The 25,511-nt window shown below is 43.2% G+C and carries 24 protein-coding genes; 9 read left to right on the forward strand and 15 right to left on the reverse strand.

The window, feature by feature from the left end; translation table 11 throughout:
* The first annotated feature begins 113 nt into the window (after positions 1-113).
* On the forward strand, positions 114-2,660 hold the full coding sequence (locus ACFFGT_RS15680; protein WP_377023479.1) for a TonB-dependent receptor: 2,547 nt from the start codon (positions 114-116) through the stop codon (positions 2,658-2,660).
* A 257-nt stretch (positions 2,661-2,917) separates the two neighbouring features.
* Here ACFFGT_RS15680 and ACFFGT_RS15685 read toward each other — a convergent pair whose 3' ends face one another.
* Positions 2,918-4,726, reverse strand: a complete 1,809-nt coding sequence (locus ACFFGT_RS15685; protein ID WP_377023480.1) for a MutS-related protein — start codon at positions 4,724-4,726, stop codon at positions 2,918-2,920.
* Between the two features lie 63 nt (positions 4,727-4,789).
* Between ACFFGT_RS15685 and rlmH the strand changes: the two genes are divergently transcribed.
* From rlmH to ACFFGT_RS15715, 6 genes are all read left to right on the forward strand, one after another.
* On the forward strand, positions 4,790-5,263 hold the full coding sequence (rlmH, locus tag ACFFGT_RS15690) for a 23S rRNA (pseudouridine(1915)-N(3))-methyltransferase RlmH (RefSeq protein WP_377023481.1): 474 nt from the start codon (positions 4,790-4,792) through the stop codon (positions 5,261-5,263).
* A 195-nt stretch (positions 5,264-5,458) separates the two neighbouring features.
* Positions 5,459-6,403 (forward strand): cation diffusion facilitator family transporter, encoded by a 945-nt coding sequence (locus ACFFGT_RS15695; protein WP_377023482.1) that lies wholly within the window; start codon positions 5,459-5,461, stop codon positions 6,401-6,403.
* Positions 6,404-6,665: 262 nt separating this feature from the next.
* The gene (locus tag ACFFGT_RS15700; RefSeq protein WP_377023483.1) at positions 6,666-6,944 is read left to right on the forward strand and encodes a hypothetical protein; all 279 of its coding nucleotides are present in this window, start codon (positions 6,666-6,668) and stop codon (positions 6,942-6,944) included.
* Positions 6,945-7,010: 66 nt separating this feature from the next.
* Entirely contained in the window at positions 7,011-7,418 is a 408-nt protein-coding gene (locus ACFFGT_RS15705; RefSeq protein ID WP_377023484.1) for a Dabb family protein, read from the forward strand.
* Positions 7,411-7,701, forward strand: coding sequence for a hypothetical protein (locus ACFFGT_RS15710; RefSeq protein ID WP_377023485.1), 291 nt, complete (start codon positions 7,411-7,413; stop codon positions 7,699-7,701). The genes ACFFGT_RS15705 and ACFFGT_RS15710 overlap by 8 nt, the downstream gene beginning before the upstream one ends.
* 122 nt (positions 7,702-7,823) lie before the next feature.
* On the forward strand, positions 7,824-8,282 hold the full coding sequence (locus ACFFGT_RS15715) for a hypothetical protein (protein WP_377023486.1): 459 nt from the start codon (positions 7,824-7,826) through the stop codon (positions 8,280-8,282).
* Between the two features lie 85 nt (positions 8,283-8,367).
* On the opposite strand, the gene ACFFGT_RS15720 is transcribed toward ACFFGT_RS15715, so the two are convergent.
* The 3 genes from ACFFGT_RS15720 to ACFFGT_RS15730 all read right to left on the reverse strand — a co-directional run bounded on the left by ACFFGT_RS15720 (position 8,368) and on the right by ACFFGT_RS15730 (position 9,998).
* Positions 8,368-8,874, reverse strand: coding sequence for a DUF5606 family protein (locus ACFFGT_RS15720; protein ID WP_377023487.1), 507 nt, complete (start codon positions 8,872-8,874; stop codon positions 8,368-8,370).
* Positions 8,875-8,951: 77 nt separating this feature from the next.
* Complete coding sequence (locus ACFFGT_RS15725; RefSeq protein WP_377023488.1) at positions 8,952-9,389, reverse strand: peptidylprolyl isomerase; 438 nt, start codon at positions 9,387-9,389, stop codon at positions 8,952-8,954.
* Between the two features lie 105 nt (positions 9,390-9,494).
* Positions 9,495-9,998 (reverse strand): hypothetical protein, encoded by a 504-nt coding sequence (locus ACFFGT_RS15730; protein WP_377023489.1) that lies wholly within the window; start codon positions 9,996-9,998, stop codon positions 9,495-9,497.
* Between the two features lie 281 nt (positions 9,999-10,279).
* On the opposite strand from ACFFGT_RS15730, the gene ACFFGT_RS15735 reads away from it, so the two are divergent.
* A complete protein-coding gene (locus ACFFGT_RS15735) occupies positions 10,280-11,461 on the forward strand; it encodes an asparagine synthetase B (RefSeq protein WP_377023750.1) in 1,182 nt (393 codons plus the stop codon).
* A gap of 25 nt (positions 11,462-11,486) precedes the next feature.
* Here ACFFGT_RS15735 and ACFFGT_RS15740 read toward each other — a convergent pair whose 3' ends face one another.
* The 5 genes from ACFFGT_RS15740 to ACFFGT_RS15760 all read right to left on the reverse strand — a co-directional run bounded on the left by ACFFGT_RS15740 (position 11,487) and on the right by ACFFGT_RS15760 (position 18,249).
* On the reverse strand, positions 11,487-13,025 hold the full coding sequence (locus ACFFGT_RS15740; RefSeq protein ID WP_377023490.1) for a serine hydrolase domain-containing protein: 1,539 nt from the start codon (positions 13,023-13,025) through the stop codon (positions 11,487-11,489).
* Between the two features lie 377 nt (positions 13,026-13,402).
* The gene (gene sucD / locus ACFFGT_RS15745) at positions 13,403-14,281 is read right to left on the reverse strand and encodes a succinate--CoA ligase subunit alpha (protein ID WP_330858181.1); all 879 of its coding nucleotides are present in this window, start codon (positions 14,279-14,281) and stop codon (positions 13,403-13,405) included.
* Positions 14,282-14,721: 440 nt separating this feature from the next.
* Entirely contained in the window at positions 14,722-15,942 is a 1,221-nt protein-coding gene (dctA, locus tag ACFFGT_RS15750; protein ID WP_377023491.1) for a C4-dicarboxylate transporter DctA, read from the reverse strand.
* Positions 15,943-16,076: 134 nt separating this feature from the next.
* A complete protein-coding gene (locus tag ACFFGT_RS15755) occupies positions 16,077-16,856 on the reverse strand; it encodes a hypothetical protein (RefSeq protein WP_377023492.1) in 780 nt (259 codons plus the stop codon).
* Positions 16,857-17,448: 592 nt separating this feature from the next.
* Positions 17,449-18,249 carry a hypothetical protein gene (locus tag ACFFGT_RS15760; RefSeq protein ID WP_377023493.1) on the reverse strand — a complete coding sequence of 267 codons (801 nt, stop codon included), beginning with the start codon at positions 18,247-18,249 and terminating at the stop codon, positions 17,449-17,451.
* Between the two features lie 590 nt (positions 18,250-18,839).
* Here ACFFGT_RS15760 and leuS point away from each other — a divergent pair.
* Positions 18,840-21,641, forward strand: coding sequence for a leucine--tRNA ligase (gene leuS, locus ACFFGT_RS15765; protein ID WP_377023494.1), 2,802 nt, complete (start codon positions 18,840-18,842; stop codon positions 21,639-21,641).
* A 262-nt stretch (positions 21,642-21,903) separates the two neighbouring features.
* Here leuS and ACFFGT_RS15770 read toward each other — a convergent pair whose 3' ends face one another.
* The 6 genes from ACFFGT_RS15770 to ACFFGT_RS15795 form a co-directional block, all read right to left on the reverse strand.
* Entirely contained in the window at positions 21,904-22,254 is a 351-nt protein-coding gene (locus ACFFGT_RS15770; RefSeq protein ID WP_377023495.1) for a VOC family protein, read from the reverse strand.
* Positions 22,255-22,272: 18 nt separating this feature from the next.
* Positions 22,273-22,722 (reverse strand): luciferase domain-containing protein, encoded by a 450-nt coding sequence (locus tag ACFFGT_RS15775; protein WP_377023496.1) that lies wholly within the window; start codon positions 22,720-22,722, stop codon positions 22,273-22,275.
* On the reverse strand, positions 22,709-23,617 hold the full coding sequence (locus ACFFGT_RS15780; RefSeq protein ID WP_377023497.1) for an SRPBCC family protein: 909 nt from the start codon (positions 23,615-23,617) through the stop codon (positions 22,709-22,711). Before ACFFGT_RS15780 ends, ACFFGT_RS15775 begins: the two co-directional genes overlap by 14 nt.
* A 67-nt stretch (positions 23,618-23,684) precedes the next feature.
* The gene (locus ACFFGT_RS15785) at positions 23,685-24,032 is read right to left on the reverse strand and encodes an MmcQ/YjbR family DNA-binding protein (RefSeq protein ID WP_377023498.1); all 348 of its coding nucleotides are present in this window, start codon (positions 24,030-24,032) and stop codon (positions 23,685-23,687) included.
* A gap of 114 nt (positions 24,033-24,146) precedes the next feature.
* Entirely contained in the window at positions 24,147-24,530 is a 384-nt protein-coding gene (locus tag ACFFGT_RS15790) for a DUF1801 domain-containing protein (protein ID WP_377023499.1), read from the reverse strand.
* Between the two features lie 4 nt (positions 24,531-24,534).
* Complete coding sequence (locus tag ACFFGT_RS15795; RefSeq protein WP_377023500.1) at positions 24,535-25,467, reverse strand: DUF1444 domain-containing protein; 933 nt, start codon at positions 25,465-25,467, stop codon at positions 24,535-24,537.
* Between the last annotated feature and the right edge of the window lie 44 nt (positions 25,468-25,511).

The following is a 25,511-nucleotide window of genomic DNA, read 5'->3' on the forward strand; positions in this document are numbered from 1 at the left end:
TTACATCATGATAGTGTAACTTATACATTACAAATGCACTAATTGTAAGAAAATAAAAATTCAGCGTGTAACATTTAAGGTAATTTCGCCTCCAATTACCAAAATAATACTAAATGAAACGTTTTTACATACTTATTGCATTATTCTGCTTCGCGTTATCGGCTCATGCCCAGTTTGGGGTGGGCGGAGGTGGCCCCACTACAACAGGCAGGATATCAGGCACCATCATTGATTCGCTCACCAAAAAACCAATGGATTACGCTTCGGTTGGTTTATACCGCAGTGGCGGCAAATCGCCAATTACCGGTGTTGTAACCGATGAAAAAGGTAACTTTAAATTGGACAATATAAAGCCGGGCATATATAAGCTGGCTATTTCTTTTATTGGCTACCCAACTAAATATATCGATCCGGTAACCACTACCCCATCAAAACCGGATGCTAAACTTGGCCAGGTCTTTTTGGCACCAAGCTCACACGCGCTGAAAGAAGTAGCTGTAGTTGGCCAGGCTGCATTGATCGAAAACAAGATTGACAAGATAGTTTACAACGCCGAAAAAGATCTTACGTCTGCAGGCGGTAACGCTACCGACGTGCTGCAAAAAGTACCTTTGGTAAACGTTGATATCAACGGTAACGTGTCTATCCGCGGCGATCAGAACATTAAAGTACTCATCAACGGCAAGCCATCAGGTGCTACATCGGCAAGTTTATCTGATGTATTGAAAACCATCCCTGCCGATCAGATCAAAAGCATTGAGGTTGTAACTTCACCATCGGCTAAGTATGATGCTGAAGGTTCGGGCGGTATTATCAATATCATCACCAAACAAAAAAATGTATCGGGCTTTAGCGGCTCAGTAAGCGGTGGTGTAGGTACCCGTCAAAATAACGGTAACATTAACCTCAACTACAACAAAAACCGTTTCAGTTTAGGTATCAATGCCGGCGGTAACTTAACCTGGCCACAAACCTCGTTAACTACTTTTGACCAGATGATCAATACCCCTGCACACGATACTATACCGGCTGTTAACCTGCACAACCATAATAACACCTCAAGCAAGATAAAAAGGCACGGTGCTATCGGTTCGGTTACTGCAGGTTATGAATTTAATGCATTTAACAGCATTAACAGTACATTCAGGTTAAATGACGGTGGTTTTAATACCAACGGCGGTGGTGATTACAACCGCACGCTGAATGGCAGCTCGTTAGATTATACCGGCAGAACTACATCACACAATCACTTTGGCGGTTTTGACTGGAATGTTGACTACACGCATAAATTCAAAAAAGAGGGCCACGAATTGGTTATCTCGGGTCAGTGGAGCCATAGCGATATCACAACCGACTATACAAGTATCTTTACCGCTGTTAACCCAAGCCAGATAGGTGATAACAATGGTAAAAACAACGAATATACCGGCCAGGCCGATTATACCTTGCCTGTAAACAAGTTGTTAAAAATTGAAGCGGGTGCCAAAACTATCCAACGCCGCATCAATAGTAACTACGATATATTTAATACAGATACCGAAGGCAACAACCCGGTTAGGGACGTGTTAAATTCAAACCTGTATGATTATAATCAGAATGTGTACGCAGGCTATACCGTATTAACTTTTACACTGCCAAAAAGCTATTCGATATTGGTAGGTGGCCGTGTTGAAAATACCAGGATAAAAGGCGATCCGCGTAATCCGTTCCAGGAAGAAGGCAGCTCCGGCTTCCAAACCTTGCAGCCATTTACATCAAGCTATACTACTTATATACCAAGTTTAACTATCCAGAAACAGTTTGGCGCCAACACTATTAAGTTATCATACAGCAAAAGGATCCAGCGCCCGAGCCTTCAGTTTTTGAACCCGTTCATTAACCGCGCTAACGTACAAAACCAAACTGTAGGTAACCCTAACTTATCGCCTGAAATTTCGCAGACCGTTGAATTGAACTATAACACTTTCATCAAATCATCAGTGCTTAACTTCTCTGTGTATTACAAACATACCAGCGATCTGATTGAAGGTATAGCATCTCCGATAGTTGATACGATAAACAACAAACCGGTTATAGCTACCCGTACCACCTATTCAAACGTTGGTGTAAACAATTCAATTGGTGCAAGCTTTTTCGGATCAATAAATCCAATTAAGCCATTAACTATCCGCGCCAGCATTAATGGTTTTACTTATAGTCCAAGTCCGCAGGGTGTGTTTGTACAAAACTCATCTGCAACAGGCACTTATTTTCAGTACTCTGCATTTGGCAGTGCATCGTACCAGTTCCCGCATAATTTCCTTGCCGAGCTGTTTGGCTTTACCAATTCATCACGCCGTACTATCCAGGGTACCAACCCATCGTTCGGCATCTATGCATTTGGTGTCAAAAAACAATTTATGGATAAGAAACTGGCTATCGGCTTTAACACTGTACAGCCATTTGCAAGGGATAAGCACTTTGATCAAAATATCAACAGCCCTGGTTTTACACAAACCAGCTCAACAGCGTTCCCATTCCGTTCGTTTGGTATTACGTTTAGCTACAGCTTTGGTAAGCTAAGCTTCAGCAACCCTAACCAGCAGAAAAAAGGCGTTAACAACGACGACCAAAAACAAGGCGATCAGGCCGGCGGCCAGGGTGGCCCAGGCGGCAGATAATCTTTAAGAGTCAAGACTATTAGAGTAAAGAATCAAGAAAAATAAAAAGAGCCGGAAGCGTAAATGCTTCCGGCTTTTTTTCTGAACCGGGATTTGGGGAGATTTTTGGGATTATAGGAATTGTCTGAACCTGAATTAAACGAATTTACCGAATGAACAGAATTTTAAAATTCAATAAATTCTACTAATTCGTTTAATTCAGGTTCAGAAAAGAAAATCCTGCGAATCAAAGAAATCCCCCCAAATCCCGGTTCAGATTACTCCGCATCCACCTCAATCCCTATCTGCTTAAGCAATAACGAGGCATTAAACGTTTTACACTCGCCATGCTTGATCTTGTAATCAAACAGCATTTCGCCGTTCACTACCTGGATATCAAAATAAAAGTTACGTACGTAATCCGGGTACTTGGTTTCGAGATGGGCAATCTGCAGGTCATGAGTGGCTACCATACCAACCGCATTTTTACGGATTAGTTGTTCGATAACTGCTTTTGAACCCAGGTATTTATCAACCGAGTTGGTACCCCGCAGCATTTCATCTATCAGGAAAAATACTTTCGGTTCGTTTTCAACCGCAGCCAGCAGCATTTGCAGGCGGTCAAGTTCGGCCTTAAAAGTTGAAGTGCTTTCATTGAGCGAATCTTTGATGCGCATGTAACTGATCATGGTGATCACCGAAACCTGCATGCTTTTGGCACAAACAGGCGCACCGCTTAGGGCCAGCACGGTATTAATGCCCACCGTACGCAAAAAGGTACTTTTACCGGCCATGTTGGATCCGGTGATGATATCAACTTTAAAAGTATTATCCAGCTCATAATCATTTTCGATACGTTTGGCGGCATCAATAAGCGGATGAGCGATAGCTTTTGCAGTAAGCGTATAACCCGGCCTGTCATCAATAACGGGAAAGCACCAATCCGGGTAGTTCACTGCTAAACCGGCCAGGCTTACCAGCGATTCAAACTCGGCAATAACATCGAAGGCGGCTTCAAGACTGTCCTGGTTTTGACGCTTCCAGTTTTCGATGGCGATGATCTGGCGGATATCCCACAAAAAAAACAGGTTGAGCCCAAAGCCAACCAATAAGTTAAGGTGGTAATTAAGCTTGTTGATCAGTTGGCCCAGTTCTTTTATTTTGGCCGATGTTTTATCCGCTTTTAGCTGCTGTGCCAATGTATTGCTGTAAACAGCCTGCCATTGCTGATCTTCAATGCACTTAAAAACATCGGCATAATTGGCTAACGTGTCACCTATTTTGCCGGCAATAAGGTCGGCTTTGCGGATATAGGCCGCTTTTGAAAACACCACGCCCATATTAAACAAGCCAACAACAATTGCCGCCAATTTGGCCGGGGGATAAAAATAAGCCGCTATCAGCAAACCTGTAAAAAGATAAGGCGCTATTTTGGTATAAGCAGTCAGCCATTTTTCGCCGGGCATATCAAGCGGGATATGCAGGTATTTGAACAGGTTTTTAAGCTGGTTTACATCCTGCTTTATAGCAAAGATGAGGCGCGTTTGCAGGTCGAGCTTCCAGCTATTTTTAGCGGCGATTTCTTTAACAGCTTCCTGCCGCAGCAATACAGTTTGCTTGCTTGCCGGGGCATTAAGCCAACCGGCCAGTTTATTATTACCCGGTGTGGTGGCAGTACGGTTGATAAGCTGATATAACGACGCGTTACCATAGATATCCAGGTCGGAAGTATAAAAGTGTTTGTCGTTACCGTAACGTGCGCCATCATTGTAGATATTGCTGTGCGTTTGGATGCTGCCTATCTCGTTTTCATTTACCTGCTGCAGATCGTCATAATATTGCTTCTGTTTTTCAAAACTGCTTTGGCGCGCTACCAGCCAGGCAAAGGCAAAAATCAGCAATACAAAAGCGATGGCAATGATGCTGAAATTGTCGAAATGGATGGCGATGCCTATAGTTATAGCAACCATTGCGAAAATACCAAGCCGGAGCAGTGAATAGGTATTGGCGAGCTTTTTATATTTGGCGGCTTCGGCAGCGGCAAGGCTGGCCCTTTGGGTATAATCGGTTATAATTGTTTGTTCCATTTGTAGATAAATTCAACCAAAATAAACACATATATTTTAAATAAACGTTTATTTGTTTCAGATATGAAGATCACGTTCCTTACCGTTGGAAAAACTGAGGATGCCTACCTTAAGGAAGGCATAGATAAATATGTAAAACGGCTAAAACACTACACCAAAATGGAGCTTGCCGAAATCCCCGAGCTTAAGAATACCAAAGCGCTAAGCCCCGAGCAGCAAAAGGCCAAAGAGGCAGAGCTGATCCTGAAAAAAATCACCCCGCTTGATTTTGTGATACTGATGGATGAGAAAGGCTCCGAATTTACCTCAACCCAGTTTGCGGCCTACATCAATAAAAAAGAGATCAGCACATCGGCCAATTTAATCTTCATCATAGGTGGCCCTTACGGATTTGATAATTCTGTTTATCTGCGGGCCAATGATAAAATCTCCCTTTCGCGCATGACATTTTCGCACCAGATGGTACGCCTGTTTTTTGTAGAGCAATTATACAGGGCCTATACTATTATGAAGGGTGAGCCTTATCATCACGAGTGAATGTGCAGATTTCAGATGTGCAGATATGCAAATGGTTAATGTTTTGATGTGAAGATTCTACAAATCTGAAATTTGCACATCTATAAATCATCTGCACATTTGAAATTTGCACATCCGCACATCTGCAACATGAACAATAAATGAATCTGCACATCTAAAATCCGCACATCTAAAATCTTTCCCTACCTTTGCTAAATGTCAGCAGGTCACGATCATTCACACTCACATTCGCACGGGCATGGGCACCATCACCACGACCACGCCCCCAAGCTTGATCATTTAAATTCGGCTTTTATATGGGGAATTGTACTTAACTCGATGTTTGTGGTGGTTGAAGCCATTACAGGCTTTATTACACATTCACTATCCCTGTTAACCGATGCCGGGCATAACCTGAGCGATGTGGCTTCGCTTGCATTGGCCCTGCTTGCTTTTAAACTCACCAAAGTGAGTGCTAACAGTAAATATACTTACGGTTATAAGCGGTCGACTATTATTGTATCCTTTTTTAACGCGGTAATATTATTTGTAGCCGTTGGCTTTATTATTTACGAAGCCATAATGCGCTTTATGACCCCCGAAACAGTATCGGGCGGAACAATGGCCTGGGTTGCTTTTATAGGCATCGGCATTAATGCCTTTACCGCATGGCTGTTTGTTAAGGATAAAGATACTGATCTGAATATTAAAGGTGCTTACCTGCATATGGCTGTTGATGCCATAGTATCGTTTGGCGTAGTGGTATCAGGCCTTATCATATATTTTACCAAACAATACTGGATTGATAGCGTAGTGAGCCTCATAATAGGCTTTGTGATACTGCGCGGAACCTGGAGCCTGCTTACTGCCAGCCTCCGTTTAGAAATGGACGGTGTACCTGCCGAAATGGACCTGGATAAGATCAAGGCCGAGCTTAAAAAAGCCAAAGGCGTAATTGATGTACACCATATGCACGTTTGGGCGCTCAGCACCACCGAAAATGCACTCACTGCCCACCTCGTGATCAGCCCCGAAGCAATGGCCGATTTTGATAATATCAAACATGACCTTCGCCACAGGCTGGAACACCTGGATATCAGCCACAGCACTTTTGAACCCGAGTTTTCAGAAGAAGAGTGCAAGCAACCGGAGTGTTTGTAGCCTATTCGCTTCAAATCAATAAAAAATGTCATTTCGATAGAGCCGGCCCGGATATGAGCGCGGGGAGCGAAAGAGAAATCTTATACATCCGGCAGAGCCAAAAGCATGATTTATCGCATGGCGTATAAGATTTTTCGCTATCGCTCAAGAGGTAGTTTCTCCTCACGCCAAAACACGTCCCATCGCTGTTCGTTCGAAATGGCATCGAAGTTTTCTTAAACCTATTGATTTTCTTATTTTTATGGTACACAATACCTTAAAAATGAAAGCCAAAACCTTAAAAGTACTTTCCGTCATTACTTTCCTTGAGATCATCGGGATGGTGGTATGGCCAATTGTAACGGGCTGGGGCCAGCTCATCGGCCCGGCAGGGCTGCTTTTAGCTGTAATATTTGTTTTTCCGCTCATTTACTATGTAGCTTTCCTCGTATTCCTGTCCCGCTATGCAAAAAGAGAGGCGCAGGATCAAAATATCGGCCTTGTAATATTCTTTAATATAATCCCTATTATTGGCCTTCTTTATGTTTTGGACGTGTTTTGATTTCAAAGAACCTGTAGTCGTTTTTAAATAATTCTTGCTACCTTGAAGCCAATTATTTACCCTGTCATGAAATCGACCCGAAGAAAATTTATAGCAACAACAGCAGCATTGGCTGCAGGTACAGTTACCGCATCTGCAATATCACTGAAAGAGCAAAAGGAAGAATGGCCAATAGTTCATCACGTATTTTTCTGGCTTAAAAACCCAGGCTCAACAGAAGACCGCGATAAATTGGCAGCCGGTGTTAAAACCCTTGCCAAAATTGAAACCGTACGCAAACTGCGCGTAGGCATTGTAGCCAGCACCGAAAAACGGGATGTGGTTGATAACTCATGGGCGGTATCTGAGCTGATGTTTTTCAGCGACCTGGCCGGGCAGGCCACCTATCAAACCCACCCTATCCACCTGGAATTCATCAAAAACTGCAGCCACCTTTGGGAAAAGGTAATTGTTTATGATGCAGTGGATGTTTAAATTAAAGAACTTGTTTGTTGGTAAATCAATAAATACTGAAACAACAAACAAAGGCAACACTTTACAAACAGCATCAATTAAAAGAAAACCACATCCTCAAGCAATAAAAGAAGCTTTGAACCATCCCAATGGCTGGGTTTATGAAATTGATGCTGCCTTCGAAAAGGATGCCAATGTGCCATCGCAAGCAATAACAGGCGCATGGAAGGTAAACGCAAAGGGAATAATTGAAGGTGATTTTATTCCCAATCCTAACTATTTAGATCTAAAGCCAGGTATTTGAATTTTATCATGAAAACAAAATGCTTAAATCATTTCATAAACATTTTGTTGATAACCGTGGTTTGTAACTTTATTTTAAGCTGTTCCAATCCTAAACCTACAGCTTTACAAAGGTTAAAAAGCATGGATAAATCGCAGCTTGATAGCATTAAAGACGCAGTATTAAGAAGCTACAGGGATACCATTAAAGTGGATAGCACAGAAATAGCAGATAATGGTGATACTGTATCGGTAAAATTCAGGCATTATTGTAGTTATGATAATAAAATAAGCGTACCACAGGAATATCTGGATGTTTATGGAATCTCCGAATTTCAAACACACAACTTTATATCGGAAGTAGAGTTTAAGATCAACTCCAGGATAATTTATAAAGGTGCTATAAGTAAAAATGATTTTAGTAAGTCTATTTCCATGAGACTGAAAAAACATGGCGTGCTCTACTACTCTCCCGATCTGAGCATATCGGGAAAGCGACTATCCATCGATTATAATATAAATATACCTTTATCCGGAGAAGGGTGGGGATATACCATCAGTATAGATTCAACCGGTAAAAAAATTACCGGTTCACTTGATTAAGATATTAACGTATCCTCAACCTAATTGATTGGTAGCGACGTATAAAACGAATAAGGAAGGAATTATCACAAACAAAAAAAGCCGGTTATTCGGCTTTTTTTGTGGCTTTTTTAGCTTTTGCTTTTGGAGCAGCAGGTTCGGCTTCCGGTTCAGCAGCTACTGTTTCGGCAACCGGTTCTTCTGCAACCGGGGCAGGGGCTTGGGTTGGATCGGCCTCTTCAAAAATTGGAAGCGGTTTTAATATCTGAAACCAGGCTATCACCTTTTTAATGTCTGATGAGTAAACTTTTTCTTCATCATGATCAGGTGCTACTTCATAAAAGAAAGTGCGTAGTGCTTTTCCGTCGGCTTTAGCATCAGGCACATTTGATGCTGTTTTCATGCGCTCAAGCACATCCGTTAACCTGATGTCGTCATCAACACCAAAAATGGTGATCTCGCTCAAGGCGGCTAATTTGGCAGTCGAAAGGTTGGCTATCAGCTTTGTTTTTTGCGCATCTAAACTTTCCAGCACATAGCCGGTTTTGTTTTGTGCCAAAGCTTTCCATAAACCCGGTTTTCCCGATACTGATACAATTCCCTGTAAATTCATATTTTTTGTTGGTCAGGTTGATGAAGTAAGTGGTTTATTTCGTTAGCCGATAAACCACTCACCTCATCAAAATTCACTTAATCCTCTATAACTTCGATGCCTAAAATTTTATCTCCCTGGCGAATAGCGTCAACAACGTCAACATTTTCAATCACTTTACCAAAAACGGTGTGGTTACGGTCAAGGTGGGCAGTGTTTGTGCGGTTATGGCAAATGAAAAACTGTGAGCTGCCTGTGTTACGGCCGGCATGTGCCATTGAAAGCACGCCGCGGTCATGATATTGATTGTTGCCGGTAAGCTCGCAATCAATTTTGTAGCCAGCGCCACCAGCACCGGTACCGGTTGGGTCGCCACCCTGAATCATAAAATTAGGGATAACACGGTGAAAAATCACGTTATCATAAAAGTTTGATTTTGCTAATTTTTTAAAGTTAGCAACGGTATTAGGGGCATCCTGATCGTAAAATTCTACGGTCATGTCACCTTTTTCGGTTTTGATTATTGCTTTGCTCATTTTTTTGTTTTTTAGAAAACAGTTGGCAAAGGTAATAAAATTGAGGATTAAAGAAAAAGGTTAAAGGAGAAAGCTTAAAGGTTAAAAGGGTGCATTAATTATTGGTTACCAGGGCGTAAATATCATAGTAAAAGTCTTCTCTTTAGGCGAGTAACTGATCTCACCTTTTCTTTTCGAATCAAACATCCTGATCTCCGAAATTGGCTTTTTGTAATCCTTGCCCAATTCGGCCAGTTGGGCAAAAAACCAGTCGAGCCCTTCCTGGTCGCCCAGTGTATTGGCAAACCAGGCCAGCTTTTGCAATTCTATGAGGTTTACTTTTTCATCGGGCTTGAAAACGTAAGTCCACTTTACTATCATCAACTCATCGGGCTTACCAATTAACTGGGCACGGCTTCCGTTGGCATCAACAGCAATAAAATTGGGTAACAGGCTAATATCTGTGTCCTGTTTAAAAACAAGGTCTTTATCAGCTTCGGTCAGTTTTTTTATCAGCACATCCCGGTTAAGGCGCATCCCTGCACCTCCGCTTTGGGCATGCGCAGGCAAACAGGATATTAACAAAACAAACGCAAGGAAAATATTTCTAACGATAACAGATAAGCTCATTTAAGGCCAGGATTTAACAATAGCATAAAACTAAAACAACCAGCCCGATACAAGAAGCCCGGATGTGTTAAAAATGGTTAAAATACATTAGCCGTTTATTCGTTACATTTGGTAACCCGGCAGTAAACAAATCATCAAGGATCGTGAACCAACAATCAAGCAGCAGACACTTTTCACATTTTAACTTTAACCTGTCGTCTAATTTCCGGCTTTTTGCTTTCAGCCTTTTGCTTTTAGCTTTCATCCCTTCCCTGTCAAGGGCCGCCTCTATATTAATCCCTATGGATGATGAGCAAAAAGACCACCTCAAATCATACGGGATAGCGTTTTGGGTACTTAAAAACGGCGAAGAGGTTGATTGGCTGCTCAACTACCGCGGCGGGAGCTTTATGATGAAATACGGGCAGAAGGTTGAGGAAGAATGCAAGATCCGCGGGGTAAGTTATGAGGTTATTGCCGATGCCAAAGCCACCGAAATTATTACCGAGGTAAGCGATCCATCGGTAAATATGGACCTGGTTAAACTGGAGAAAGCACCCCGGATGGCGGTATATTCGCCAAAAAATAAACTCCCCTGGGATGATGCAGTTACCCTTGTTTTAAAATATGCCGAAATTCCGTACGATTTGGTTTACGACGAAGAGGTGATCCACGGCGAGCTGCCTAAGTACGACTGGCTGCACCTCCACCACGAGGATTTTACAGGGCAATACAGCAAGTTTTACGGCGCTTTCCGTTATGCGCAATGGTATACCGATGATATCAAGATCCAGGAAGCTATGGCCCATAAGCTGGGCTTTAGCAAGGTATCAAAAATGAAACTGGCCGTAGCCCAAAACATCCGCGACTTTTGCGCCGGCGGCGGCTTCCTGTTTGCCATGTGCTCTGGCACCGATACCTTTGATATTGCTTTATCAGCGGCAAATACCGACATCTGCGAGCGCATGTTTGACGGCGATGCTGCCGACCAGGATGCGCAATCCAAACTTGACTTCAGCCAGACTTTCGCCTTTCAGAACTTTACGCTGGATATGAACCCCATCTCACATTCATTCAGCAATATTGATGTTACTACCACCCGCCAGGTTGACCGTACCCGGGACTTTTTTACGCTGTTTGATTTTTCGGCCAAATGGGATGTAGTGCCCAGCATGCTTACACAGGACCATGACAAAGTGATTAAAGGGTTTATGGGTTTAACCACGGCCTACAATAAAAATATGCTCAAACCCGGTGTTACCATCATGGGCGAAATGAAAACCGCCAACGAGGCCCGTTACATTCACGGCGAATACGGCAAAGGCCAATGGACTTTTTACGGCGGCCACGACCCCGAAGATTACCAGCACGCAGTAAACGATCCGCCGACAGACCTTAAGCTTCACCCCAACTCACCGGGCTACCGGCTTATATTGAACAACGTGCTTTTCCCGGCGGCTAAAAAGAAAAAACAGAAAACCTGATTTTAAGCAGATAAACTATTGCTGCTTATTGCACTGCATCAAAATGAAACTCCTGCACCAGTGGCGGGTTTTCAGGTGTTAAGGTAAAACTCACCCTGATGTTACCGTTTTCGCATTTGATAATAAAATATCCGCGTAACTGATTTTCGGGAGCCACATCACCCACACTTACTATTTTGCCTGTTTTGGCAAAGGTTTCGGCAGCGGCTGTTTTCAGTTTTTCGGGGAAATAATCCATAAAAAAGTTGTCGGCAAAAATGCCGCTTTCTTTGGCCTTACTCCAGTCGTCAATAACTTTAAGCAGATCGTTCTTGCGTTGCTCCAATATGGCAGAAGCCGGGAGTTGCCGTGGTTTTATACCTGAAAGCGCCAGTAAGGTATCCAGAGCCTGGGTGTTGGGATAACCCGCGCGGGCATAGGTAAGATTGGCGAACGACACTACGCCTACACCATATTCAGGCAAAATATTCCATTGACTGCCGAAACCCGGTAAACCGCCGGTGTGGCCTATGTATACACGGTTATCACAATCTTTAGCCCAGCGCAAACCATAGGCATAGGCGCTTACATTGGGGCAGGGCCTCCCCGTGGTTGTTTTGGCATTAACCGTTAAATAGTTCACATCCCATGGGTATTGCATTTCACGGATGGAACTTCGTTTAACGGGCAGCGTTTCGGCATCATCGCGCGGGGGCCAGGCATCCATGTGTACAGCCATGTATTTGCCAAAATCTTCAATAGTTGTGATCAGGCCGCCCATTGCGCCGTACGCGCCGTCATGCAGCAAAGGCTGCTCAACCCATCTGCCGTCGAGCCAGCGGTAGCCATGGGCCAATTTATCTTTGGGTACTTTGGTATACTCCCAGTAGGTATGGTTCATGCCCAAAGGCTTCAGGATATTATCGGTGATGTATTGCTCATAGGTTTTACCCGATACCTTTTTGATGATATAACCCAGCGTGGCAAAACCAAGGTTACTGTACTCATAACCCTGTCCCGGGTTATTGGAAAATGAAACACCTTTTTTATACAGCGCCAGCAGCTCATCATCAGTTACGGCAAGCTGCCTGTCGCCCCAGGGGTTATCTTCCGGGTAACCGGCTGTGTGGGTAAGCAGGTGCTTTATGGTAACCGGAATGGCATCTTTGGTTAAATATTTCAGGCCCTTCATTTCGGGGATATACAAATACGCCGGATCATCCAGTTTGAGCTTACCTTCATCCCTGAGCTTGAGGATAGCCATGGCGGTGAGGCTTTTGGTCATGGAAGCGATCCGGAAACCGGAATTTGAATCGGCTTTTATTTTGGCATCGATATCGGTATATCCTAAGCCGCCGGTATGCACCAGCTTACCATCAACTACAATACCATAAACCAGCCCCGGCCAGTGATTGTCTTCAGCGTATTTTTTATAGAGTTGATCAATAACAGGGAAAGTGGCTTGAATCTTTTTCAGCCTGTCAGGATCTGTAAAGGTTGCAGGCTTGTAGGGTTGGGCAGTGGAGGTAAATCCTATTGCAAATAAGAGGATTGTATAGGCAAGTTTGCGGAATTTATTGACCATATACATAGATACGAAAAAAATGGTTGAACCTGAATTTGCAGAATGAAAGAATTGGTCAACCCGCGCTCGTTTAACGAAAGCATAACCCGGGCCTGCGTTCATAATGCAACTGGCTATACAAATTGCAAAGCCATATTAAGCGCTCGTTACAAACGAGCGCAAGTTCAAAACAAACCATGTCATTGCGAGCGCAGCGTGGCAATCGCACGGAAACAAAGCCGCTCTGTATAGCATGCGATTGCCACGTCGCGCCGGGGCTCATACCCGTTTTGCTCCTCGCAATGACATGATTTACTATACGGCAAACAAAAAATCCCGGCCAAACCATGACCGGGATTTTAAATATTATAAAAGCTTTCCGCTTTAGACTTTCAGCCTTAAGCTAACTTAGCCAATTCTTCAGCCATAGCAGCGCCGATCTCAGCAGGTGATTCAACCACGCGGATCCCGCACTCGGCCATGATCTTCATTTTGGCAGCAGCAGTATCATCGGCACCGCCAACAATAGCACCTGCGTGGCCCATACGGCGACCCGGAGGCGCTGTCTGTCCTGCAATAAAACCAACAACCGGTTTTGTACCATTTGCTTTGATCCAACGGGCTGCATCAGCTTCCATGCTTCCGCCAATTTCGCCAATCATGATAATACCATGAGTATCCGGATCGTTCATCAGTAATTCAACAGCTTCTTTGGTTGGTGTACCAATGATCGGGTCGCCACCGATACCGATAGCAGTAGTAATACCCAAGCCGGCTTTAACAACCTGGTCAACCGCTTCGTAAGTTAAAGTACCTGATTTTGAAACCACACCAACGTTACCTTTTTTGAAGATAAAGCCTGGCATGATACCTATTTTACTTTCATCAGCAGTGATGATGCCCGGACAGTTAGGACCAATCAGGCGTGCATCCTTATCTGTAAGATATTCTTTTACCGCAATCATATCCTTTGTAGGGATGCCTTCGGTAATACAAACAATAACCTTAATGCCGGCTTCGGCAGCTTCCATAATGGCATCTGCACCAAAAGCAGGAGGTACAAATATGATTGATACATCGGCACCGGTTGCAACTACAGCATCTTTAACTGTGTTAAAAACCGGCCTGTCTAAATGGCTTTGACCACCTTTACCTGGTGTAACACCACCAACTAACTGAGTGCCATAAGCAATCATTTGCTCGGCATGGTATGAACCTTCTTTACCGGTGAAACCTTGTACAATAACTTTTGAATCTTTATTTACGAGTACACTCATTGGTTTTTTCGTTTTAGTACGGCAAAGCTAAAGTTTTTGCCCGAATGTCAAACCCTATTGTAATCTAAATTTATATGTTAACATAAAAGTGACTTTTAAGGGGTTGGGCATAGGATATTCGGTTGTGTCACGCAAAGGCGCGGAGGCGCAAAGATGGTTAGTTTAAGGCTCTTTGCGGCTTAGCGCCTTTGCGCGAAATTAAATTTCTAATATTAATATGGGCATTGCCTGCGGCCCGGGCTGTACGCTCATACTGCACAGGCCTTAACCACACGGCCGGTATCCGCTCCCATCCCTAATGCTTCTGTCTGAACCGGGATTTGGGAGGATTCTTTGGATTCACAGGATTTTTTCATTGCGATCAGTAAAATCCCAAAATCCAGCAAATCTATAAATCCCGGTTCAGACAAAATCCGAAATCGAAAATCCCAAATCCGAAATCATTTCCTAAATTCCCCCTCACTCTTCGCAATCACAATAGTAGCTACACCATTGCCTATTACATTGGTTATAGCCCTCGCTTCCGACATAAACCTGTCAACACCTATCAGTATCGCCAAACCTTCAACCGGGATTATTTTAATAGCCGTGAGCGTGCTGGTAAGTACAATAAAACCGCTGCCGGTTACGCCCGCCGCGCCTTTGGAGGTGATCATCAGTATACCAATAATGGTTAGCTCCTGCCCCAGCGAAAGCGGGATATTGAACACCTGCGCCAAAAATATCACGCACATGGAAAGATAGATCGTAGTACCGTCCAGATTAAAGGAATACCCCGTAGGGATCACCAAGCCCACCACCGATTTGGAACAGCCAAACTTTTCCATCTTCTCCATCATGGCCGGCAATGCCGACTCGGACGAAGATGTGCCCAGCACAATCAGGATCTCCTGCCTGATGTACTTCAGGTACTCCCAAAGACTGAATTTAAACAGCCTGCAAATAATATTCAATACCACAAATATGAACAGGAACATGGTCAGATAAACCGAACCCATAAGCAGGGCCAGCGGCTTAAGCGTTTGGATGCCGTATTTGCTCACTGTAAAAGCCATCCCCGCAAAAGCTCCGATGGGTGCTACCTTCATCACTATCTTCATAATGTTAAAAAACACTTTCGAGAGCTTATCAAACAACTGGATCACTGTTTGCCCGGTGTCGCCCATGCGGCTTAACCCGAAACCAAACAATATCGCAAAAAACAGGATCTGTAAAATATCGCCTTTGGCAAACGCCTCAAACATGTTTGAGGGAACAATATGGGCAATGAAATCGCCCCAGTGCATTTCGGCAGCGGCTTTCTCATATACGGCCAGCTTAGTGGTATCCATTTTGGCAGCATGGTTTTCAAAGCCTGCGCCTGGCTTAATGATATTAGCCACCATAACGCCAATAATGAGTGCAAATGAGGTTACAATTTCAAAATACAGCAAAGCTTTACCGCCAACCCTGCCTACTTTTTTCATATCGCTCATACCGGCAATCCCCAGTACAATAGTTAAAAATATGATCGGCGCAATCAGCATGGTGATCAGGCTGATGAACGTTTTGCTGATCAGTTCGGCCGTGGGGGCAAATCCTTTAACATATAAGCCGGCTATTACCCCAAGGGCAATGGCAATAAGTACCTGGAAAGTTAGGTTTGATAAGAGGCGTTTCATGATTGATCCCCCCAGCCCCCTAAAGGGGGAGCAACAGGTTGGGGCGGCAATATAGCAAGTTGTTATTTCAAACACAAAAAAGCCCCGTACCGGAAACCGGCACAGGGCATGATTTATTGATTGAAAGATTGTGATTATGCCGGTGTTGCTGTGCCGGTAATTAAATCAATTAAGAAGATCTTGTTAAGGAAAGTCAGTTTAGCCTTGTGGTTACCCAGGAAAACAATGGTACCGCTGTAATCCCAGCCGCCGCCATTTGTTTTTCCTTCCGAACGGAAAGTAGCTGTACCGCTGGTGATATCAAAGTTATCATCGGCGTGTACATAAAGGTTAGTGAACACATAAGTGTTATGCACCTTGCTAAAAGTTTTGTATTTAGTGTACTCATTGTCGGCATAAGCTTTCATTGGCCCATCCATAGTAAAATTGGAGTTATTGGTATTAAGGCCCCTTACTTTGTATTTCTGTACAATGTTGTAAACATATGAAAAGCCAGGTCCGCTGCCTACAGTGTTTAATGAATCAACCGAATCATATCCAACGGTTTTATTGCCATCGCATACAAAGTAGTATTTAACACCGCCTGTTTTGGTTGCTTTTAAAGTATCGCCCTGGTTAAACACAAGGTTCAGGCTGGTATCAATATAAAAACCACAATTGTAAGTGCTTTGTACTTTAAGTTTTGATGATGAAGCATTGGTTGATGGGGTAACGCCATCTTTAACGCTGGCGCCGCCAAATGAACCAGCTAATGATTTTGCCAGGTTATCTGCAATTGCCGAGCTGGCTACATTATCACTTGCTTTTACTGTTGACGGATCGGGTTTTACATTAACACCTGTTTTTGTACAGGCCGAATAAAGAACAGCTACACCTGCCAGTAATGGAAATATGCTGCGTAGATTTAGTTTCATAAATGTGATATCAGATTAAAGTTTAGATCTCTCTTCCCTCATTTGGCAACAAGCATACCATTGTTGAAACAACGTGCACAAAACCCAACGATTTGACCTTTTAGGCTGATAATCTGCTTAAAGCAAACGAACATTCAGGCTTATATCCTCTATTAAAACAAAAAACACCACTACCGGCTTTCCCCGGATTGAGGAAAATCATGTAGAAAATATTCCCCATTATTTATAAATCAAGCGAACAATAAAAACTATGCCGCGCCCGACGTTTTTTTGCTTAAATAGTTTTTTTTGATCGTTTCTAAGAAGCTGTTTAAAAATGCAAAATATTCATTGCCGTTGGTTTTAACCAACGGTAATGAAGTTGAAAAGTCTTGGCTTTAGCCTAATTATGCAAGCGGATTTGGGCTGAAGCCCATCTTATCGCTACTCATTGCTCCGTTGGTTAAAACCAACGGCAATGAAATTTTATTTACCTGTAAAAGATATTCATCAATTTTAAACAGCTTCAAAATACCGATCGAAAAGCACAGAAAATAAAAAGCCCCGCATCCCGGTTAGGGAGCAGGGCTTTTTATATATTTTTAAACAGATATTAGTTTATCTCTCCGGTTATCAGATCGGCTGTGTAAATAGTACCATCAATAGTGATCTTGGCTTTGTGACCGCCTAAAAACGTTATCGTTCCTTTGTAATTCCAGGTATTTTTTCCAATATTCCCTTTACTCGAAAAGGTAGCGCTGCCACCCAAAATAAAATCAGGGTCTTTTTTAGGGTCAACTACAATTGATTTAAAATTATAGTTAAACGTACCTTCAATATTTGGCTGATCTGTTGTGGGTTTGTTATAATCAACTTTAGCATAATAGTTAACAGGCCCATCAAACGAGTATTGCGCATGCTCAACGCCCGGGTTAAGACTTTTCAGCGTCAGGTTTTCGCCCATTCTTAAAGCCAGTTTAAATTCGCTGCTTACTACGGTCATGTTTAAGCTGTCGTTAGCGGTAACGCCCGATGGTACGCCATTGGTACAGGTAAGCTCATACTTAACTTTAGCCCAGATATCAATTTTAGAAGTATCGCTTTGATCTAAATTAAACGCAATGGTAGTATCCAGCTTAGCACCGCACTGAGGTTTGGGGTCAACAGATTGTACCTTGATCTTACCTTTTTTGTTCAGGGAAAGATCGGTTGGCATGCTTAAACCGTTCTTAAAATCAAATCCTCCATTTTCGGGGTTAAAGATACCAACAAGGCTTTGTGCTATTTGTACACTCGCTTCTTTTTTACTTACTGTACTTTGATTATCAGGCGCCATGTTAAGCTTATGGCACGAGGTGTAAATGGCAGTAATGCCGGCAAGCAGCAATACTATAATTTTGTAATTGTGTTTCATGTTTAGGATTTTAATTCCGCGCAAATTTAACTAATTATCAATTGATTAAGAAATTTTGAAAATATTTAAGGGTAGAAGGTTATAATCTCGTTTATACCCGTTTTATACGATGGGTAGAGGCAAAAGGTTAGCCAGTGTTGAAACCTGCTTTCCCTACGTTTTAAATGATAGATATTCGTCCCCCCGGGGTCTCTCGAAGATTTAAGTTAATCCCATAAAACCAACACTACGTATATGTTGCATAGCAGGTGTGGGTTAACTTAAATTTGTGCAAGAGACCCTGAGGAGACGGAAAGTGTTCGGAAGATTTTTAATTCCCTCCCTGGGGAGGGGTGCGATAGAGATGTGTAGTGGCAGGGAGGGGTCTATGCGCCATTTCAATGAATGGCTTATCGATGAAACCCCTCCCTACACCCTCCCAGGGGAGGGAATCGCACAATCCCACGCTTTTTTTAATTCTCCCGAACACCTATAGTCATGACACCAACAAGGGTCGAAAAAAATACCATTTCCCCCAACTAATCCATTAATAACTACTAAACTAATAGGGAAATGCTTAATTTCGCAACCTCATACGCGTAAAAAATCAAATGGACTACCAATTTAAAGAGATAGAGCAAAAATGGCAGCAGTTTTGGGCACAAAACCAAACCTTTAAAGCCGAAGACAAAAGCAGTAAACCCAAGTATTATGTGCTGGATATGTTCCCCTACCCATCAGGGGCGGGCCTGCACGTTGGGCACCCGCTGGGCTATATCGCTTCAGATATTTTTGCACGCTACAAACGTTTAAAAGGCTTTAACGTGCTGCACCCTATGGGCTATGATAGCTTTGGCCTGCCGGCCGAGCAATACGCTATACAAACCGGTCAGCACCCTGCCATAACTACCGAAGATAATATCGCCACTTATCGCCGTCAGCTTGACCAGATCGGTTTTTCGTTCGACTGGAGCCGTGAGGTGCGCACCAGTTCGCCCGATTATTATAAATGGACCCAGTGGATCTTCATGCAGCTGTTTAACAGCTGGTATAATAAAGATGCCGACAAAGCCGAATCAATTGGCAAGCTTGTTGCTCATTTTGAAGCCAATGGATCGGCAGGTATCAATGCCGTTTGTGATGATGAAATATTAAGTTTTACTGCTGATGAATGGAAAGCTTTAAGCAACCGGGAACAGCAGGCCGAACTGTTAAAATATCGCCTTACCTATCTGCGCGAAAGCACCGTAAACTGGTGCCCCGCCCTTGGTACCGTATTGGCAAACGATGAGGTAAAAGACGGCTTCAGTGAGCGCGGCGGTTATCCTGTTGAACAAAAAAAGATGACCCAGTGGAGCATGCGTATCACCGCCTACGCCGAAAGGTTATTGCAAGGCCTTGACACTATTGACTGGCCCGAGCCTTTGAAAGAAATGCAAAGGAACTGGATTGGTAAAAGTACGGGGGCTTCTGTGAAATTCCCGATAGATAAATCAGGTCATAACGCGCAATTGGATACTGACTTTATCGAAGTTTTCACCACAAGGGTTGATACCATCTTCGGTGTTACTTTCCTGGTAATTGCACCAGAGCATGAACTGGTAGCTTCGCTTACCACTCCGGAGCAAAAAGCCGATATTGAGGCTTACATCGCACAAACCAAAAAGAAATCGGAGCTGGACAGGATGGCCGATGCCAAAACTGTTTCCGGTGCTTTTACCGGCAGCTATGTGCTTAACCCATTGAACGGGCAGCAGATCCAGATCTGGATTGCTGATTATGTATTGGCAGGTTACGGAACAGGCGCTGTTATGGCCGTACCATCAGGCGATCAGCGCGATTACCTGTTTGCAAAGCATTTTAATTTGCCGATAGTACCAATCATCGACATTCAAAACATCGAAACCGAAGCCGACCCAACCAAGGAAGGTAAATACATCAACTCCGATTTTATAAACGGTTTAACTTACAAGGAAGCAACCGCCGCTGTTGTAGCCAAACTGGAAGAGATTAACGCAGGTAAGGCCAAGATCAACTTCAGGATGCGTGATGCCATTTTCGGTCGTCAGCGCTACTGGGGCGAGCCAGTGCCGGTTTACTTTAAAGATGGTTTGCCTTATTTAATTGATGAAAGCCACCTGCCGTTACTATTGCCCGAGATTGATAAATACCTCCCAACCGAAACCGGCGAACCGCCATTAGGCCGTGCTGAAGGCTGGAAACACGAAGATGACCCGTATGAGCTAAGCACTATGCCAGGCTGGGCAGGTTCAAGCTGGTACTGGTACCGCTATATGGATGCCCAAAACGATAAAGAATTTGCATCGCGCGAGGCTATTGAATACTGGAAAGATGTGGATCTGTACATTGGTGGCAGCGAACATGCTACCGGTCACTTATTGTACAGCCGCTTCTGGAACAAGTTTCTGAAAGATCTTGATTTGGTGGTTGAAGAAGAACCATTCAAAAAGCTGATTAACCAGGGCATGATCCAGGGTCGGAGTAACTTTGTTTACAGGCTGATTGATGAAGGGGGTAAAGGCACCAACACCTACGTATCGCACGGATTAATTAAGGAACATAAAACTACGCCGATACACGTTGATGTTAACATTGTTGAGAACGAAGTACTAAACATAGCCAAGTTTAAACAATGGCGACCTGAATTTGCCGATGCCGAATTTATCCTGGAGAACGGCAAATACATCTGTGGTGTTGAGGTCGAAAAAATGTCGAAAAGATATTACAACGTTGTTAACCCGGATGATATAGCAACCCGTTTTGGTGCCGATACGCTACGTATGTACGAAATGTTCTTAGGTCCGCTGGAGCAAAGCAAACCATGGAATACCAATGGCATTGAAGGTGTGTTCAAATTTTTACGCAAATTCTGGAGGTTATTCCATAATGATGCTTGGGAGTTTGGTGTAGGCGATGCAGCGCCGTCAAAAGCCGAGCTGAAATCATTGCACAAGATCATCCGCAAGGTGGAAGAAGATATCGAGCGTTTCTCGTTCAATACATCCGTTTCCAGCTTCATGATCGCTGTGAATGAATTAACCGATCTGAAATGTAATAACCGCGCTATTTTGCAGGATATGGTGATCATTCTTTCATCATACGCACCGCATATTTGCGAGGAGTTATGGTCATTATTGGGTAATGCCGATGGAACTTTATCATACGCGCCGTTCCCTAAGTTTAACAGCACCTATTTAATAGAGGATGAGTTTGCATACCCTATCTCTATCAACGGCAAAATGAAAATGAACCTGAGCATTTCGTTAAGCCTGGATGTAAAAGAAATAGAAGCCGCCGTTTTAGCCAGCGCCGATGTACAAAAATACCTTGATGGTAAAGCCCCTAAAAAGGTGATTGTGGTAAAAGGCCGCATTGTAAATATGGTGGTTTAGCCCCCTCCGCCCCCTGAAGGGGGTACTTTTGAATAGCATTTTAGCCCTGTGTTTTGCGTTGCAAAACACAGGGCTTTTATTTACTTCTAAAACAAAATTGTCATTTCGAAACGAGGAACGAGTGAGAAATCTTGTCCCCCTCCTGGCGCAAGTCTTGAGCGATGGTAATAGCTCCGGGCGACTTGTGCCTTCCACAATGCCCTTCACAAACACAAGTCATCATCCCACAACCTCCACACAAGACTTGCGCTATAGTCGTATTTTACTTCTTATACAACTCCACCCTCCTGCCGTCCGGATCAACAACTACAGCCATAAACCCGAAATCGGTCTGTGCTGGCTCTGATATAAATTGAACTGCTGCCTTTTTTAATGAAACAATCACCAAATCAAAATCATCCAGCTCAAAACCTAAGCGCAGATGCTTATCAGCTTCCGGTTGACTTTTGGTAAGGGGATAAATTTCAACCACAGTTCCATCAATAATTGCCGAATAATGGTAAGGAGAATTTCCGTGCTGATGATAATGAAAAGTAAAACCCAGTAAAACGTAAAAATCAACCAGCTTTTGCATGTCGCCGGTTCTTATTACCAGTAGTTTAAGTTTGATCATTAGCAATCTGTTTAAAAATTAAAGGTCGTTATTATTTTTTCCCTCCAACCTTTCATACCCCAATCGCAATAACGCTAAAGCATATCCGGCATCATTCTTATTATGGATATAAAAACTTATCCAGCCGGTATTTTTAAATGTATGATGATCTTCAATACGGCCATCTGCCATTAGTTGTTCCTTTATTTTGCGGCTTAGGAGCATATCCAGCAGGCCGTTGCCGTGGATATGGCCTATCTCGGTTTTGATGTAATTGAGTTGCAGTCCGCCATATTTGTGGGTTGTGGCACGGGTATTTGGCCAGCTGAGTGCTTTGGCTTCTATCTCATCCATCCAATCGAGCAGGGCTGGTTTGGATGCAAAAGTACCCAACTTGAGCAGCCCATCAAATACAATGGCCAGCCCTGGTACGAACTTCAAAAAGCCGAAATATTTCCTTACAAACAGGAACATGTTATTTTTCCTCACTCAACTGTTTGATATGTTCCATCACCCTTAAGTGCACATTGCGGGTAATGCTTTTTGCCCAGATGTCATAATACCAGGTTGGGAAAACATATAGCTTATACCAGCTGTTGCCAATGAGCGTAGTAGTATTATCGCCGTTATCATGCAGCAGGAACTGGCCTCTCAGGATATCGATATGCCCCATGATCTCCGGGTCGCGGGGTTGGTTGGTGATATCAAACGTGAGGTTTTTATTTACATCATAGGTCACAATCTTTTCGTCAAATACATAACCGTTGCTGAAAATACATTTACGCTTCGCCCCAAGATAATAGCCTTCGGCGGTGGATTCAACCGGGCTGGGCATCCCAATCTGAAACAACCAGTATTTATTAGGTGCTTCTATCCTTTTATAGGCAACCACATGTTTCCATACTTCGCTTACCGGCGCATTGATCACCACTTCATCGGCCACCATATTGGTATAATTATGTTTGGATAGTGAATCGACAATAAAAACCAACATCAGCAAGCCGAAAACGCTTACATTAAGAATCTCATTATCCCTGTGAAACATACTGCGCCCGCCAAGCATTCCCAGGAAAATAAAAACGATTAGCAAAGGTGAAACAATAACAAGGCAGATGACACCTTCATGTAAGAAAATAGCACTTAGTGCAATAATTATAATGGTATTATAACATGAATAACCAACAAGCTTACGGGTACTGATAGCGGGCAAATTTCGTAAAAAGTAAGCGATGATGAGGCCAATGAGTATGGGAATGATTATAAATTCCGAAAAAACAAGCAAGGCGCTCTCCGGTTTAAAATATGCAGTTATAGATATAAGCACAATAGCAAATGCATTTGCTAAAGCAAAACCTTTTAGTTTTTGATTGAAAATTTTATTCATGACAAGTGTTTAGGATCGGGTACATGGATAGCGCCCACAGCGGCTAATTTAGCCATAAACCCGCTTATTACAAACCCAGTTCCTTTTTAACCTTGCCCGGCAGTTTATCAGCAATAAGCCTGTACGACTGCCTGATATAATGCTCCCATTCCTTTTCTCCTAAACTATTGATGTCACGCGCCAATACCCATTTATAGCGGGCTATGTAAGGCTGTGGTTCCAGGCCTTCTTTGGAGATTATCTCCTCAAAATCTTCGGCAGGTACTTTGAACGAAGCCGAAGGCGGCACACCATCGGGATGGGTAAACAGGAATGATTTGCCGCCAACGTTAAAACACAGGTGTTCGCCCAGTTTAATATCTTCGGTTACACCGGGTAACTTATGGCAAATGGTTTGAAGGGTTTCGATGGTCATGGTTTTACACTTTTTGTAGAGACACATCACATGTGTCTGTCGTTTGCAAAATAACGAATTGTATGCTGTCTCTGTATCGCTTCAGACGCATGTGATGCGTCTCTACAGAAAAAATTATCGCTTTTTCTTCGGCAATTTGATCAGCCCCGATCTGTACAGGTCAATTGCTTCGTTCAGGATAAAACGGATCGTATCAACAGGCAAGTCCTCTATCGGGTCAAAAACCATGATCTTGATGCGGGCACGGTCTTCATAAGTCAATTCGGGGTGGTGCAGGTGTTTGCCCTCAACCATCCCTAAAAACGGCCGTTGTTTTTTGGTGTGCACCCACAGGTAGCAAAACATTTTGCCCTTATAACAAAAAAAGGGCATGTTATACTTCCACTCGGCGGTTATATCAGGGTCTTGTGCCAGGATAATATCCCGCAGGGCAAGGAGGCAGCTTTTGTTGGGCTCCTCCTTAGTGAGGTAAAACATGTCTATCGGGGTGGATTGCATAGCTTCAGGATTCTATAATTTCCATCGCTTTTAAAAATCCATCCGTTGGGGAAAATTTAATAGTATTATCTTCTATTTCATAAGGCTGATTTTCAAATATGCCATCCTTATACCAGAGCAGGTTACTACTTACCGATCCCGGCCCCTCCTGGTTCATTCCGTATATAACAGGGATCATATCATTAACAGCGTTAACAAAATCTATATTCTCAATTGGATAAATAATAACGGTGTGCCTGTGCGGGATCCCGATGAGCGATCCTTTGCTTCCAACCAACTGAGGGTTACGCGTCATATCAAATATGATATTAGGCGCAAAAAAATGATCACCAAATGCAAACCATATACTGGTTTGCCCTATCTCTTCACGTGTGATACTGCAGGGATATTTACTTCTGATATTCTCAATGCCTGTTTCAAACAATTTATCCCAGGTCTTCTTCCATTTTCCCGCTTGTTCAGGCGTTATAGTTTGAACCGCATCCGGTAAATCAAATACTAAAACCTCGGCTATTTCGCCTGCCAGCATCCGGTAAACCTTGTTTTCTTTCCCGCCATGATCCAGGTAATCCAGGGGATAAAGGCGGGTAGCGATATATTCTTCTATCGCATTAAAATCGTCAATGATCTCTTTAAAATCCTTCTCAAATTGAAATGTCCTGATCATCGATTCAAAATGTCCCAAAACCAGTTCCTGGCGATCCGATACTTCCGCCAACTTGCAGGCCTGTGCAAGATTCATCAATCCCAATACCCCCCAATCAAAATCATTAGGCCCTACATTTATCAAAGCATCACCCAGCGTATAAGTGATATTTCTATCATAAAAAAATTTATCAATTGCATCTACAAAGACCTTATATTCAGATTTACTGAAAAAAGAAGCCCATTCAGGTACTATAATCTCGTTTTTTTGCCGTTTGAAAAAGGAAAACATAATGTTCAGGATTTTATGTTAAATATGCTGATCTTTTTGATTTC

Source organism: Mucilaginibacter angelicae (assembly GCF_042434235.1).
GTDB classification, from domain to species: domain Bacteria; phylum Bacteroidota; class Bacteroidia; order Sphingobacteriales; family Sphingobacteriaceae; genus Mucilaginibacter; species Mucilaginibacter angelicae.

What these genes read in the sequence shown, in the direction of transcription:
- ACFFGT_RS15790 (WP_377023499.1), bottom strand. Translation starts at nt 24,530, where the DNA reads ATGCAATCCACCCCGATAGACATGTTTTACCTCACTAAGGAGGAGCCC.
- ACFFGT_RS15770 (WP_377023495.1), bottom strand. Translation starts at nt 22,254, where the DNA reads ATGATCAAACTTAAACTACTGGTAATAAGAACCGGCGACATGCAAAAG.
- ACFFGT_RS15700 (WP_377023483.1), top strand. Translation starts at nt 6,666, where the DNA reads ATGAAAGCCAAAACCTTAAAAGTACTTTCCGTCATTACTTTCCTTGAG.
- ACFFGT_RS15730 (WP_377023489.1), bottom strand. Translation starts at nt 9,998, where the DNA reads ATGAGCTTATCTGTTATCGTTAGAAATATTTTCCTTGCGTTTGTTTTG.
- ACFFGT_RS15685 (WP_377023480.1), bottom strand. Translation starts at nt 4,726, where the DNA reads ATGGAACAAACAATTATAACCGATTATACCCAAAGGGCCAGCCTTGCC.
- ACFFGT_RS15710 (WP_377023485.1), top strand. Translation starts at nt 7,411, where the DNA reads ATGTTTAAATTAAAGAACTTGTTTGTTGGTAAATCAATAAATACTGAA.
- ACFFGT_RS15735 (WP_377023750.1), top strand. Translation starts at nt 10,280, where the DNA reads ATGGATGATGAGCAAAAAGACCACCTCAAATCATACGGGATAGCGTTT.
- ACFFGT_RS15705 (WP_377023484.1), top strand. Translation starts at nt 7,011, where the DNA reads ATGAAATCGACCCGAAGAAAATTTATAGCAACAACAGCAGCATTGGCT.
- sucD (WP_330858181.1), bottom strand. Translation starts at nt 14,281, where the DNA reads ATGAGTGTACTCGTAAATAAAGATTCAAAAGTTATTGTACAAGGTTTC.
- ACFFGT_RS15785 (WP_377023498.1), bottom strand. Translation starts at nt 24,032, where the DNA reads ATGACCATCGAAACCCTTCAAACCATTTGCCATAAGTTACCCGGTGTA.
- ACFFGT_RS15725 (WP_377023488.1), bottom strand. Translation starts at nt 9,389, where the DNA reads ATGAGCAAAGCAATAATCAAAACCGAAAAAGGTGACATGACCGTAGAA.
- ACFFGT_RS15740 (WP_377023490.1), bottom strand. Translation starts at nt 13,025, where the DNA reads ATGGTCAATAAATTCCGCAAACTTGCCTATACAATCCTCTTATTTGCA.
- ACFFGT_RS15680 (WP_377023479.1), top strand. Translation starts at nt 114, where the DNA reads ATGAAACGTTTTTACATACTTATTGCATTATTCTGCTTCGCGTTATCG.
- ACFFGT_RS15715 (WP_377023486.1), top strand. Translation starts at nt 7,824, where the DNA reads ATGGATAAATCGCAGCTTGATAGCATTAAAGACGCAGTATTAAGAAGC.
- ACFFGT_RS15695 (WP_377023482.1), top strand. Translation starts at nt 5,459, where the DNA reads ATGTCAGCAGGTCACGATCATTCACACTCACATTCGCACGGGCATGGG.
- ACFFGT_RS15795 (WP_377023500.1), bottom strand. Translation starts at nt 25,467, where the DNA reads ATGTTTTCCTTTTTCAAACGGCAAAAAAACGAGATTATAGTACCTGAA.
- ACFFGT_RS15755 (WP_377023492.1), bottom strand. Translation starts at nt 16,856, where the DNA reads ATGAAACTAAATCTACGCAGCATATTTCCATTACTGGCAGGTGTAGCT.
- ACFFGT_RS15760 (WP_377023493.1), bottom strand. Translation starts at nt 18,249, where the DNA reads ATGAAACACAATTACAAAATTATAGTATTGCTGCTTGCCGGCATTACT.
- ACFFGT_RS15720 (WP_377023487.1), bottom strand. Translation starts at nt 8,874, where the DNA reads ATGAATTTACAGGGAATTGTATCAGTATCGGGAAAACCGGGTTTATGG.
- ACFFGT_RS15780 (WP_377023497.1), bottom strand. Translation starts at nt 23,617, where the DNA reads ATGAATAAAATTTTCAATCAAAAACTAAAAGGTTTTGCTTTAGCAAAT.
- dctA (WP_377023491.1), bottom strand. Translation starts at nt 15,942, where the DNA reads ATGAAACGCCTCTTATCAAACCTAACTTTCCAGGTACTTATTGCCATT.
- rlmH (WP_377023481.1), top strand. Translation starts at nt 4,790, where the DNA reads ATGAAGATCACGTTCCTTACCGTTGGAAAAACTGAGGATGCCTACCTT.
- leuS (WP_377023494.1), top strand. Translation starts at nt 18,840, where the DNA reads ATGGACTACCAATTTAAAGAGATAGAGCAAAAATGGCAGCAGTTTTGG.